Origin of the sequence: Rhizobium mongolense subsp. loessense (assembly GCF_900099775.1) — a bacterium.
GTDB lineage: Bacteria > Pseudomonadota > Alphaproteobacteria > Rhizobiales > Rhizobiaceae > Rhizobium > Rhizobium loessense.
Map to the genome: position 1 here is coordinate 126,006 of NZ_FMTM01000008.1, position 11,920 is coordinate 137,925.

Here is an 11,920-nt window from a genome sequence, read left to right on the forward strand (position 1 = left end):
AGTCAAGCGATTTTGTGCGACGCACAACTACCGGTGATTGCATGACGCCGCTCTAATGCGCCTCGAAAAAAGAGCCACGTACGTCGCCGATTGATTTTCAAAACATATATCAGGGCTCCACAACCTGAAGCAGCATAAAGAATCTCGCTAAGTCACAGTCTCGAGGCCGGCACGGGCTGTCTCAATCCATCAGATCTGCGGGAACCTTGCCGCCATTTTCGGATAGCTTCTTCATGAGCGCCTTGTGAAGAAACATGTTCATTTTGGCGGAATCGCCCGTGTCTCCCGAATATCCGAGCTCCGCGGCCAGTTCCTTGCGCTCGGAAAGGCTCGCATTCATACCGACCGCCTTCATCAGATCGACGATCGAGTGCCGCCAATCCAGCTTCTGTCCGCTCTTTTTGACGGCAGCATCGAGAATCGGAACGATATCGACGGTCGCGGGCGCCGTCGTTGCGGGCGCGGTCGTTGGGGTTACGGATGGTGCTGCCGATGGCGCGGCCGGCCTCTGCGCAGGTTCCATTTTCGGCGCCGCCGCCTCGGTCACCGGTGCTGCCTGCGCTTCGCCGCCGAAAATCGCGTCCTTGATTTTATCGAAAATACCCACGTCTCATCCTCCAATTTAGTTCGGTTGCATTCGCAGAAACTAAAATGGGGCGGAGGACGAACTCATCCAGCGCGAATGGCTAAATTGATGCCGAGCAGGCTAGGGGCAAGCCGATGCCGTCCGGCAAGGCAAGCCGCAATGATGCGGCCCGCCCTAGGATCATCAGAGATCGACGTCGAGGATCGCCATCGAAAAGTTGTAGGAACGATCGCCGTCTTCGTCGTCGACATAGACGACACCCAGGAATTCTTCGCCGAGATAAACTTCCGCGGAATCATCCTTGCGCGGGCGCGCCTTGACGACGATCTGCGGATTGAGCGTCTTCTTGAAATAGGCGTCGAGCTTCTTGAGTTCTTCAGGCTTCACACTTGGTCTCCTAGCGGTCTTCGTTGGCCGCTTCTTGCACAGGAAAAGCGGAGCTGTAAAGGTTGCCGCGGCATATCTGCCCCGGCTTCCCCTCAGGATTTTGCCAGCTTTTCCGTCCTGACAAATACAATCGGATCAGATATCGGCGCCGATCACCTGGTCCATGATGCGCGACGGTTCCGAACACCCGGCCTCTCCGACCACCTTCGCCGGCACGCCAGCAACCGTCGTCTTCGGCGGGACGGCCTTTAGAACGACCGAGCCGGCCGCCACGCGCGAGCAATAGCCGATCTGGATATTGCCGAGAATCTTCGCGCCCGCACCGATAAGCACGCCGCTGCCGATCTTTGGATGACGATCAGCACCCTCCTTGCCGGTGCCGCCAAGCGTGACGCCATGCAGGATCGATACGTTGTCGCCGATCACCGCCGTTTCGCCGACGACGAGGCCAGTCGCGTGATCGAGGAAGATTCCCCGGCCGATGCGCGCTGCCGGATTGATGTCCGTCTGGAAGACGCTGGACGACCGGCTCTGCAGATAAAGCGCGAGATCCCGGCGCCCATGATTGAGCAGCCAGTGGGCCAGGCGATGCGTCTGCAGCGCATGGAATCCCTTGAAATACAGCACCGCCTCCATGAAGCGAAGGCAGGCCGGGTCGCGGTCATAGACGGCCTGAATATCGACGCGCAGGATATCGCTCCATTCCGGCCAGTCTTCGAGCATTCCGTCGAAGACCTGGCGAAGCAGCGTCGCCTGCATGTCGGGATGGTCGAGACGTTCGCAGATACGATGAATGACGCATTCTTCCAGCGAACGGTGGTTGATCACCGTCGAATAAAGGAAAGCCGCCAGCACCGGATCCTTCTCGGCAGCAACACGCGCTTCTTCGCGCAGGCTGTCCCAGATCGGATCCATGACCTTTAGCGGGTTTGATGCCTCAAAAGAACGAACGTCAGTCTTCGCGACCATTCCAGGTCTCCTCGTTTCCGTCGGAACCACATTATATAAGGCATAATGCCCAGAACATAAATGGGTGCCGGTCCTATGCTTCTTTAGGATGATTTTTCGGCAATCACGGCACTTTAGACCGACTGTCATCGCCCGGCGACTCTCTCATAAAACTCTAGAACCGCCTTCTTGAATACCTTGTCTCCTACCGCCAACATATGGTCGCGGCCCGGAATGTCCAGCGCCTCGGCATGCGGCATCAAGCTCGCCAATTCCTCTGCGGAACCTGCAATATCGTCTTTTGTTCCAACGCCGATCAAAGTCGGGGCATCGATCCTGCCCATGTCGGCCCGCGCCACCAGATCGCGCGATCCCCGGATGCATGAAGCGAGCGCCTGCCGGTCGCTCCTGGTCTGCTCGGCGAAGGCGCGGAACATGCGCCCGCGGGTATGCGTGACGTCGTCCAGAGACGGCGCGAGCAGCGCATCGGCAATCGGATCCCAATCACCGACGCCGTCCGTCATCCCGATACCAAGGCCGCCTAGCACCAGCGAACGCACGCGATGCGGATGGGCAAGCGCCGTGAAGACCGAAATCCGCGCGCCCATCGAGTAGCCCATGATATTGGCTTCCGGAATGCCTAGATGGTCGAGTAACGCCACGCCATCTTCGGCCATGATCCACGGCCGGTAGGCTTCGGCATCGTGGGGTTTGTCGCTTGCGCCGTGGCCGCGATTATCCATCGCGATCACCCGATAGCCTGCATCGCCCAGCGTCTTCACCCAGCCGGGATGCACCCAGTTGACGTTGGCGGTCGAAGCAAAACCATGAATGAGCAGCACCGGCGGGCCGTTGGGATCCCCTTCGTCGAAAAAGACGAGTTTCAGGCCGCCGTGGGTGAAGCTGGAAAATGCGGGCGTATTCAGATTCATAATGCCGTCCTTTTTGGCCGGACCATATTTTATCGAGCAGCGGAGGTGAACCCTCGCCGCGCCAAAAAACCATGTGCCGTGCGGCGCTTTGGCTCTACACATTTGAGGCGAAGGATTATAATGTCCGCGCACATTTCAAAGCATTCGGAGACAGACATGGCCGGCCACAACATTCCCCACTTCCAGAACGACGGCGGACACCGCGTGATCGAAGTCGGCGTGAAGGAGTTCATGTGCACCGGCGCGTCCGTGCCATTCGATCATCCGCATATCTTCATTGACATGGGCGACGACAACGAAAAGGTCTGCTCCTACTGTTCGACGCTTTATCGGTTCAACGGAGCGCTGAAGCCGAGCCAGACGAACCCGGCCGGTTGCGTCTTCCACGTTAAGGCCGCGTAACTTCACTCAAGATCGGACATCAGATGCCGGTCGAACACGCCGCCATCATCGGCGCCGGAACTGCGGGCCTGACCGCGGCTCTGGCACTGGCTAAGCGCGGCATCAGTTCGGATATTTTCGAACAGGCTGTCGCGCTTACAGAGGTCGGCGCCGGTCTGCAAATCTCGCCAAATGCCTCGCGCATCCTCGCAAAACTCGGCGTTCTGCAGGACATCGAAAATGTCTGGCTCGAGCCGCAATTCATTCGCCTTTTCTCCGGCGATACGCTCCGCCCGCTTGCGGCCGTTCCCGCAGGCGACTTCGCTCGCATCCGCTGGGGCGCTCCCTACGGCGTCCTGCACCGCGCGACGCTGCAAGGGGCGCTGCTTGCGGCAGTCGAAGCAAACCCTCGTTGCACGATCCATCTCGGCCGTCGCATCGCCCCGGGCGCGCTTCCTGAAACCACCCGCCAGCCGGATGTAATCATCGGTGCCGACGGCGTCTGGTCGCAGCTGCGGCAGTCGATCAAGGGTAGTCCCTCGCCGCATTTTTCCGGCCACATAGCCTATCGCTTCACGATCGCCGGCAATTCCGCGCCGGCGTTCCTCGACCGCGCCAACGTCTCGGCATTCCTCGGGCCGTCGGCCCACCTCATCTGCTACCCGCTGAAGGAGGCCGGCAGCCTCAATCTCGTCGCCATCACGGCCGGCAATGCTGCGCCGCAGGACTGGGGCAACGAGCCGACGGAGCAGCAATTGAAACAGCTCTCATCACGCTTTTCCCGATGGAGTGCCGATATTAAATTGCTGTTCGGCGACGCCCGGATTACGTTCTGGCCGCTCTACGAGGCGACGGAGGGCAACTGGCAAAACGGAAGTGACACCGTCCTTATCGGCGACGCGGCTCACGCCATGACGCCTTTTGCGGCCCAAGGCGCGGCGATGGCAATCGAAGATGCCTACGAGCTCGCGGCGCTGCTTGCAGCCCATCCTGTGAAGGAAGCTCTGCGTCGCTTCGAACGACAGCGCGCGCCGCGCGTTGCAAAAATTCGCAAGCGCGGCGCCTTCAACCGCTTCGCCTATCATGCCCGTGGTCCGGTGCGCATCGGCCGCGATATCGTTCTATTGCTGAAGGCGCCGCAAACTCTCGCGGCGGATCTCGACTGGGTCTACGGCTACCGTCCGATCGACTGATCAGACGGCATTGGCGGCTGCAAAACCACGTTCGATATCGGCCTTGACGTCTACCACGTCTTCAAGACCGACCTGAAGCCGGATGACAGGCCCTTCCTGCGGCGCCTTGCGAATACGGCGATCATTGAGATTGACGTGGACTGCAAGGCTCTCGAAGCCGCCCCAGGAATAACCCAGGCCGAAGATCTGCAGGGCATCGAGGAAGGCATGCGCCTTCGCCTTGAATTTCTCCGGCGCATCGGCTGCGAGCACGAAGGAGAAGATGCCGCTCGCACCCTTGAAATCGCGCTTCCAGAGTTCGTGCGACGGGAAGCTCGGCAGGGCCGGATGCAGGACGCGCGCGACCTCCTCCCTGCCCTCAAGCCATTTGGCGATCGTCAGCGCGCTTTCATAGTGGCGCTCAAGCCGTACACCCATGGTGCGCAGGCCGCGCAGGATCTGGTAGGCGTCGTCCGGAGCGCCGCAAATACCGAGCGTGATATTGGCTTCCTTCAACTGCTCCCAATGCGTGGCATTGGCCGAAACCGTGCCCATCAGGATGTCGGAGTGGCCGGAGGGATATTTCGTCGCGGCATGGATCGAAATATCGACGCCGAAGTCGAGCGGCCGGAAATAAACCGGCGTCGCCCAGGTATTGTCCATTGCAACGACCGCACCATGCTTGTGGGCGATTGCGGCAATCGCCGGAATGTCCTGCATTTCGAAGGTATTCGATCCCGGCGCCTCGGTGTGCACCAGCTTCGTGTTCGGCTTGAAAAGCTGCTCGATGCCGGCGCCGATTGCCGGGTCGTAGTATTCGACCTCGACGCCGAGACGCGTCAGCATCGTGTCGCAAAAATGCCGCGTCGGCGTATAGACCGAATCGACGATGAGTACATGATCGCCAGACGAGAGAAATGCGAGCAACGGCACCGTAACGGCGGCAAGGCCCGTAGGAACCAGGATCGTTCCGGCAGAGCCCTCAAGCGCATTGATCGCATCGCAGAGCGCATCCGTCGTCGGCGTCCCGCGGGTGCCGTAAGTATATTTCTGCGACCGCGTCTCCATCGTCCTGGCATTGGGGAAGAGCACCGTGGAGGCATGGACGACCGGTGGATTGACGAAACCGAAGTAGTCCGAAGGATCGTTGCCGATATGCGTCAGCCGCGTATTGATGCCCGCGTTCTGCAGTAAATTGTCTCTGTCGTTCATAATCTGGAATGGCCCTTGGCGGAATGATGCAAAGCTGCACTTCTGGACCCGGCCCGCAAAACGGTCAACCCCGGGCTAAGACGACGCAAATTCCCCACTTCGTTGCTTTATCAGATATATCAGTGGATTACGCGATAATTTTCCGCAAATGGCTGCCCATTTCCTGCTCAAATGCCTATCAGGGCGGCGCATTTTACCAAAATGCCAATTTCTGCCGCAATTGTGGACGGCGACACTTGACCGTGGTGATATTTGCGACTGTGATAGAAATGCTCGCGCCGGGAGGGTGTCGAGAATTGGGGGGCGAATGGTTTGCTTCAGCCGTCCCCTCCACAAAAACATAAGACAACAGATAAAGGTTGGGAAAAATGAAGATTAAGCTCCTGTCCGCCGCCGTCGGCGCAGCAGTTTTCGCCCTTGGCGCCTCGGCTGCCTCGGCAGCCACTCTCGCAGACGTGAAGGCAAAGGGTTTCGTCCAGTGCGGCGTCAACAGCGGCCTCGTCGGCTTTGCTCAGCCTGACGCGTCCGGCAACTGGGCCGGCTTCGACGTCGATTTCTGCAAGGCGGTCGCTTCAGCCGTGTTCGGCGATCCGACCAAGGTCAAGTATACGCCTCTTTCCGCGAAAGACCGCTTCCCCGCCCTGCAGTCCGGCGAAGTCGACATCTTGTCGCGTAACACGACCTGGACGATCAACCGCGATACCGCTCTCGGCTTCAATTTCCGCGCGGTCACCTATTACGACGGTCAGGGCTTCATGGTTCGCAAGGGCCTGAACGTTAAGTCGGCTCTCGAACTTTCCGGCGCTGCCGTCTGCGTTCAGGCGGGCACGACCACTGAACTCAACCTCGCCGACTACTTCAAGGCCAACAACCTTCAGTACAACCCGGTCGTTTTCGAAAAGCTCGAGGAAGTCAACGCCGCATACGACTCCGGCCGTTGCGACGTTTACACGACCGACCAGTCCGGCCTTTATTCTCTGCGTCTGACGCTCAAGAACCCCGACGAGCACATGATCCTTCCAGAGATCATCTCCAAAGAACCGCTCGGCCCGGCCGTTCGCCAGGGTGACGACCAGTGGTTCGATGTCGTCTCCTGGACGGCCTTCGCACTGGTCAATGCTGAAGACTTCGGCATTACCCAGGCCAATGTCGACGAGATGAAGAACTCACCGAACCCGGACATCAAGCGCTTCCTCGGTTCCGAAGCCGACACCAAGATCGGCACTGACCTCGGACTCACCAACGATTGGGCGTATAATGTGATCAAAGGCGTCGGCAATTACGGCGAAGTCTTCGAGCGCAACATCGGTCAGGGCAGCCCGCTCAAGATCGAACGCGGCCTGAATGCTCTGTGGAGCAAGGGCGGCATCCAGTACGCGCCCCCGGTTCGCTGATCGCCGGCCTGGAATGAAATACCGGAAAGGCGGGCAACCGCCTTTCCCACGTCCAAGAAAAAGGCCCAAAATGGGCACATAGGGGAATTGGCTCGGCATGACGCAAGAGGCTCTGGGCACGACACCGTTGCCTAAAACCGGCGGGACCTTCCGGTCCGCAATGTATGATCCCAAATACCGGGGTATCTTTTATCAGGTTCTCACCATCCTCGTGATCGCTGGAGTGGTCTGGTGGATTGTGGACAACACGATCGAGAATCTCGCACGTAGCAATACGGCCTCTGGTTTCGCCTTCCTCAGGGGACGCGCCGGATTCGAGGTCGGTCAGTCGCTGATTTCCTACTCCAGCGACTCGACCTACGGACGCGCGCTCGTCGTAGGCTTCCTGAATACCCTCCTGGTCGCGGTTACCGGTATCATCACTGCGACGATTATCGGCTTCATCATCGGCATCGGGCGATTGTCGCACAACTGGCTGATTGCCAAGCTGTGCACGGTCTATGTCGAGGTGTTCCGCAACATCCCGCCGCTGCTTGTCATCTTCTTTTGGTACTCCGGCGTTCTCGCCGTTCTCCCGCAGCCGCGCGAATCCCTGCATCTGCCGTTCAGCATGTTCCTGAACAATCGTGGCCTCGCCTTCCCGAAGCCGATATTCGAAGCGGGCATGTGGGCGGTTCTGATCGCCTTTGTCGTCGGCATCATCGCCGCCTTTGCAACCGCGCGCTGGGCGCATAAGCGCCAGGCCGCGACGGGCCAGCCGTTCCACACGATCTTGGTCTCGATCGCACTGATCGCCGGTCTGCCAATCTTCGCCTTCCTGCTGGCCGGGCTGCCGATCACCTTTGACGTGCCGGTGGCCGGCAAGTTCAACCTGACGGGCGGCTCGGTCGTCGGCCCGGAATTCATGTCGCTCTTCCTGGCACTGTCCTTCTATACGGCAGCCTTCATTGCCGAGATCGTGCGCGCCGGCATTCGCGGTGTAGCCAAAGGACAGTCGGAGGCGGCAGGCGCCCTTGGGCTGCATCCTTCCTCCATCACCCGCCTTGTGGTGGTACCCCAGGCCTTCCGCGTCATCATTCCGCCGCTGACGAGCCAATACCTGAACCTGACGAAGAACTCCTCGCTGGCCATTGCGATCGGCTTTGCGGATCTTGTCGCCGTCGGGGGAACGACCCTCAACCAGACCGGCCAGTCCATCGAAGTCGTGCTGATCTGGATCGTCGTTTATCTCAGTCTCAGTATTCTCACGTCGCTGTTCATGAACTGGTTCAACGCCAAGATGGCACTGGTGGAGAGATAAGATGTCCGTTTCCAACACCTCCTTTGTCAGAACGGCGATATTGGCGGCGGAACCGCCGCCGCCCGGTGAACGAGGCGCTGCCGCCTGGGTCAGGCGCAACCTGCTCGCAACGCCGAGGGACATCGTGCTGACGGTGCTCGCGATCGCCGCCCTCGCCTGGGTCGTGCCTCAGTTGATCGACTGGCTGTTCATCCAGGCCGTGTGGACCGGTACCGACCGCACCTTCTGTGCAACCGCCGTCCAGGGTGGCGTGCAACCAGAGAACTGGAGCGGCGCCTGCTGGGCCTTCGTCAGCGCGAAGTTCGATCAGTTCATTTTCGGCCGCTATCCGCTCGACGAGCGCTGGCGTCCGACGCTCGTCGGCATCCTTTTCGTGCTCTTGCTGGTGCCGATGCTGATCCCATCTGTGCCGCGCAAGGGGCTGAACGCGATCCTGCTCTTCGCTGTGCTGCCGGTCTTCTCGTTCTTCATGCTCTATGGCGGCTTCGGCCTCGAGATCGTCGAGACACCGCTCTGGGGCGGCCTGCTCGTGACGCTGGTCGTGTCCTTCGTCGGCATGGCGGTCTCGCTGCCGTTCGGTATCGTGCTGGCGCTTGGCCGGCGATCGACAATGCCCGTCGTGAAGATGGTCTGCGTGACTTTCATCGAAGTGATCCGCGGCATACCGCTGATCACGGTCCTCTTCATGGCAAGCGTCATGCTGCCGCTCTTCCTGCCGACCGGCTGGAATGTAGACAAGCTGATGCGCGCGGTGATCGGCGTATCGATCTTCGCCTCCGCTTATATGGCAGAGGTCATTCGCGGCGGCCTGCAGGCGATCCCGAAGGGCCAGTATGAGGGAGCCGACTCACTCGGGCTCGGCTATTGGCAGAAGATGCGGCTCATCGTGCTGCCTCAGGCGATAAAGCTGGTCATTCCGGGGATCGTCAACACGTTCATCGGCATGTTCAAGGATACGTCGCTCGTTTCGATCATCAGCATGTTCGACCTCCTTGGTATCGTCCGCCTGAACTTCACCGACGCCAATTGGGCAAGCTCTGTCACGCCGCTGACAGGCCTCGTCTTCGCAGGCTTCGTCTTCTGGATCTTCTGCTTCGGCATGTCGCGTTATTCCGTGTTCATGGAACGCCACCTCGACACCGGCCACAAACGATAAGAATGAGGGAATAAACATGGCTGAACCCAAGAAAATGACCGTCTCCGCAACGGATGTGGCGGTCGAGATCATCAACATGAACAAGTGGTACGGCGATTTTCACGTGCTGCGCGACATCAACCTCAAGGTCATGCGCGGCGAGCGCATCGTCATCGCTGGCCCGTCGGGCTCCGGCAAGTCGACGATGATCCGCTGCATTAACCGTCTGGAAGAGCACCAGAAGGGACACATTCTCGTTGACGGCACGGAGCTCACGAACGACCTGAAGAAGATCGACGAAGTGCGCCGCGAAGTCGGCATGGTATTCCAGCACTTCAATCTGTTCCCGCATCTGACGATCCTTGAAAACTGCACGCTGGCGCCGATCTGGGTGCGCAAGATGCCGAAAAAGCAGGCCGAAGAGGTCGCCATGCACTTCCTGAAGCGCGTCAAGATTCCGGAACAGGCGAACAAGTATCCCGGCCAGCTTTCCGGCGGCCAGCAGCAGCGCGTGGCGATTGCCCGCTCGCTCTGCATGAACCCGAAGATCATGCTTTTCGACGAGCCGACCTCGGCGCTCGATCCGGAAATGATCAAGGAAGTGCTGGATACGATGGTAGGCCTCGCAGAAGAAGGTATGACGATGCTCTGCGTGACCCACGAAATGGGCTTTGCCCGTCAGGTCGCAAACCGCGTCATCTTCATGGACCAGGGCCAGATCGTCGAACAGAATTCGCCCGCCGAATTCTTCGACAACCCGCAGCACGAGCGCACCAAACTCTTCCTCAGCCAGATCCTGCATTGAGCAAGAAATGCCTTGGAAAAGCCGTCGGAGTAGCCCTCCGGCGGCTTTTATTTTATCGCCAGCGAGCACTTTTATTACTCACAATCACGGCTAGAGAATTATCCGCCTGAAGCGCAACTTTACATTGAATTATCGGCATTCGTTCAGCCATGGAAAAGCGGAGGGGCATACCTATCTAGGATAGCATTGCCGACCCACGTCATGGAGAACCCCGATGAAAGCCAAGTTTGCCGCAATTCTTATCGTGGGGGCATTGATCACAGGATGTACGGCCGTCGGCGACATTTCCGGTCCCGGGTTGGAGCCCATCCCCGGCAGCATCACCTATAGCGGCCAGCCGCGCACGAAGCTGACGAAATCACCGATCGGTTCCTCATTCCCGCACACATTTTACGATAACAGGGGGCGCGAGGTGGAGGAGACGTACATCATCCGTCCCGACCGCAGCCTGATGATTGCAAGACGCGTCTACCGCCCGTTTTTCGACTGGGGTGATGACCGCTAAAAGGCGCCGCGACAGGGCATGCTGGCATTCCAGCTCGCTAATTCGCCAACGCACGGCTTGCTGAAATGTCGTCAAATGACGTCATGCAACGGTCTGCTTTAACTCTTGATTAGGCATCCATTTGCTTCAGCGTGAAGTTATGCCATGCTCTTTGCCTAAATGGCGCCTGAAATAGCACGGGGTCAAAACACGGGGGCAGAGAAAATGATGGAAATTCACGGTTCTCAGCATGCAAATGGCAGACCAGAGCATCCTCTGAACTGCCGGACGGAAGTCGAAGCCGCGATGTTCGAAATGATCAAGCGCTTGCAGCAGCACGGCTGGACGCCTGCCGAAGTAGCGCTCGCGCTTGCGGACGCGGCCGAAGACTATGTGATGCTGCTTGCCAGCAAGAAAGCCGGAAGCCACTGAGGGTTCCACTTCCCGCCCACCGCCCTGCGAAGCGTGCAGCGTTTGCACGCACTCCGGGGCGGAAACGTGGGCCATATCCACCAGCGATCACCCGGATGCCCAAAGATGGCGCAGCCGCGGGAGCTGGCGAATGTCTGACGCGGAAACAAACGGACTTGCGTCCCAGCCTGCCTGCCTCGCCACCGCCACGATTTCGGGCTGGTCGTCGAAAAATATCGGACGCTCGCGCGAGCCGATGCTCAATCGGGAATTGATCGCCTCGAAGAAGCGGATGTCCTTCTTCGAGTATCGAATTTCCGCACTATAAAACATGCGGTTGAACAGCTTCGAGAAGCCGAGCTCGTTCCAGAGAAATCGTGCCCGGTGATGCTCCTGGCCGGTTGCCACGTAGAGCTCGACATCACTGCCGCTCCTTATGCTCTCGACCAGATCAAAGACCTCCCTGTTGAGATTCGAATCCTTTTCGAACCAATATCTCATGAAGTCCTTCGCATCGCCGTGATATCCAACCTCCGGGAGAATTTTGGCAAGCGCCTCCGCGAGGTCGCGTTTGCCGGTGATGCATTCCGCCATAGGCGAGGTCGAACGGTCGCCTCCATTTCCAAAAAAGAGATTGCCGAATGCCGCCCGGTCAACGCCGAGATCAGCCTCGATCGTCGCGTCCCAAGGCTTGCGAAGCGACGGATCTGAGTGCCAGCCATCGATGAGAACACCATCAACATCAAAGAAGATTTTCACTATCCCAAATCCTG

Annotated in this window: 14 protein-coding genes; 8 read left to right on the forward strand and 6 right to left on the reverse strand. The window is 59.0% G+C overall.

The window, feature by feature from the left end; genetic code table 11:
- Positions 1-181: 181 nt before the first annotated feature.
- The 4 genes from BLP23_RS23435 to BLP23_RS23450 form a co-directional block, all read right to left on the reverse strand.
- Positions 182-607: a DUF3597 domain-containing protein gene (locus BLP23_RS23435; RefSeq protein ID WP_092587165.1), complete on the reverse strand. Its 426-nt coding sequence runs from the start codon at positions 605-607 to the stop codon at positions 182-184.
- Positions 608-769: 162 nt separating this feature from the next.
- Complete coding sequence (locus tag BLP23_RS23440; protein ID WP_022715471.1) at positions 770-973, reverse strand: DUF3126 family protein; 204 nt, start codon at positions 971-973, stop codon at positions 770-772.
- A 135-nt stretch (positions 974-1,108) separates the two neighbouring features.
- Positions 1,109-1,942, reverse strand: coding sequence for a serine O-acetyltransferase (gene cysE, locus BLP23_RS23445; RefSeq protein ID WP_022715470.1), 834 nt, complete (start codon positions 1,940-1,942; stop codon positions 1,109-1,111).
- Between the two features lie 125 nt (positions 1,943-2,067).
- Positions 2,068-2,853: an alpha/beta fold hydrolase gene (locus BLP23_RS23450; RefSeq protein ID WP_092587347.1), complete on the reverse strand. Its 786-nt coding sequence runs from the start codon at positions 2,851-2,853 to the stop codon at positions 2,068-2,070.
- Between the two features lie 156 nt (positions 2,854-3,009).
- Here BLP23_RS23450 and BLP23_RS23455 point away from each other — a divergent pair, with 156 nt between their 5' ends.
- Positions 3,010-3,255 (forward strand): zinc-finger domain-containing protein, encoded by a 246-nt coding sequence (locus BLP23_RS23455; RefSeq protein WP_028739675.1) that lies wholly within the window; start codon positions 3,010-3,012, stop codon positions 3,253-3,255.
- 23 nt (positions 3,256-3,278) lie between these two features.
- Complete coding sequence (locus BLP23_RS23460) at positions 3,279-4,427, forward strand: FAD-dependent monooxygenase (protein WP_092587166.1); 1,149 nt, start codon at positions 3,279-3,281, stop codon at positions 4,425-4,427.
- Here the strand turns inward: BLP23_RS23460 and BLP23_RS23465 are convergent, their stop codons facing one another.
- Complete coding sequence (locus BLP23_RS23465) at positions 4,428-5,618, reverse strand: cystathionine beta-lyase (protein WP_092587167.1); 1,191 nt, start codon at positions 5,616-5,618, stop codon at positions 4,428-4,430.
- 368 nt (positions 5,619-5,986) lie between these two features.
- Here BLP23_RS23465 and BLP23_RS23470 point away from each other — a divergent pair, with 368 nt between their 5' ends.
- The 6 genes from BLP23_RS23470 (at position 5,987) to BLP23_RS35355 (ending at position 11,168) form a co-directional block, all read left to right on the forward strand.
- Positions 5,987-7,012 (forward strand): amino acid ABC transporter substrate-binding protein, encoded by a 1,026-nt coding sequence (locus BLP23_RS23470; protein WP_092587168.1) that lies wholly within the window; start codon positions 5,987-5,989, stop codon positions 7,010-7,012.
- Positions 7,013-7,109: 97 nt separating this feature from the next.
- Positions 7,110-8,312, forward strand: coding sequence for an amino acid ABC transporter permease (locus BLP23_RS23475; RefSeq protein WP_092587169.1), 1,203 nt, complete (start codon positions 7,110-7,112; stop codon positions 8,310-8,312).
- Between the two features lies 1 nt (position 8,313).
- Complete coding sequence (locus BLP23_RS23480; protein WP_092587170.1) at positions 8,314-9,468, forward strand: amino acid ABC transporter permease; 1,155 nt, start codon at positions 8,314-8,316, stop codon at positions 9,466-9,468.
- 16 nt (positions 9,469-9,484) lie between these two features.
- On the forward strand, positions 9,485-10,252 hold the full coding sequence (locus tag BLP23_RS23485) for an amino acid ABC transporter ATP-binding protein (protein ID WP_022715463.1): 768 nt from the start codon (positions 9,485-9,487) through the stop codon (positions 10,250-10,252).
- Between the two features lie 214 nt (positions 10,253-10,466).
- A complete protein-coding gene (locus tag BLP23_RS23490; protein ID WP_092587171.1) occupies positions 10,467-10,757 on the forward strand; it encodes a hypothetical protein in 291 nt (96 codons plus the stop codon).
- A gap of 285 nt (positions 10,758-11,042) precedes the next feature.
- Positions 11,043-11,168, forward strand: a complete 126-nt coding sequence (locus tag BLP23_RS35355; protein ID WP_275593272.1) for a hypothetical protein — start codon at positions 11,043-11,045, stop codon at positions 11,166-11,168.
- An 87-nt stretch (positions 11,169-11,255) separates the two neighbouring features.
- Here BLP23_RS35355 and BLP23_RS23500 read toward each other — a convergent pair whose 3' ends face one another.
- Positions 11,256-11,906, reverse strand: a complete 651-nt coding sequence (locus tag BLP23_RS23500; protein WP_092587172.1) for an HAD family hydrolase — start codon at positions 11,904-11,906, stop codon at positions 11,256-11,258.
- Positions 11,907-11,920 lie beyond the last annotated feature (14 nt).

Bases quoted from the DNA above. Each gene is read 5' to 3' on its own strand.
- cysE (WP_022715470.1), bottom strand. From the start codon at position 1,942: ATGGTCGCGAAGACTGACGTTCGTTCTTTTGAGGCATCAAACCCGCTA.
- BLP23_RS23450 (WP_092587347.1), bottom strand. From the start codon at position 2,853: ATGAATCTGAATACGCCCGCATTTTCCAGCTTCACCCACGGCGGCCTG.
- BLP23_RS23455 (WP_028739675.1), top strand. From the start codon at position 3,010: ATGGCCGGCCACAACATTCCCCACTTCCAGAACGACGGCGGACACCGC.
- BLP23_RS23460 (WP_092587166.1), top strand. From the start codon at position 3,279: ATGCCGGTCGAACACGCCGCCATCATCGGCGCCGGAACTGCGGGCCTG.
- BLP23_RS23465 (WP_092587167.1), bottom strand. From the start codon at position 5,618: ATGAACGACAGAGACAATTTACTGCAGAACGCGGGCATCAATACGCGG.
- BLP23_RS23470 (WP_092587168.1), top strand. From the start codon at position 5,987: ATGAAGATTAAGCTCCTGTCCGCCGCCGTCGGCGCAGCAGTTTTCGCC.
- BLP23_RS23475 (WP_092587169.1), top strand. From the start codon at position 7,110: ATGACGCAAGAGGCTCTGGGCACGACACCGTTGCCTAAAACCGGCGGG.
- BLP23_RS23480 (WP_092587170.1), top strand. From the start codon at position 8,314: ATGTCCGTTTCCAACACCTCCTTTGTCAGAACGGCGATATTGGCGGCG.
- BLP23_RS23485 (WP_022715463.1), top strand. From the start codon at position 9,485: ATGGCTGAACCCAAGAAAATGACCGTCTCCGCAACGGATGTGGCGGTC.
- BLP23_RS23490 (WP_092587171.1), top strand. From the start codon at position 10,467: ATGAAAGCCAAGTTTGCCGCAATTCTTATCGTGGGGGCATTGATCACA.
- BLP23_RS35355 (WP_275593272.1), top strand. From the start codon at position 11,043: ATGTTCGAAATGATCAAGCGCTTGCAGCAGCACGGCTGGACGCCTGCC.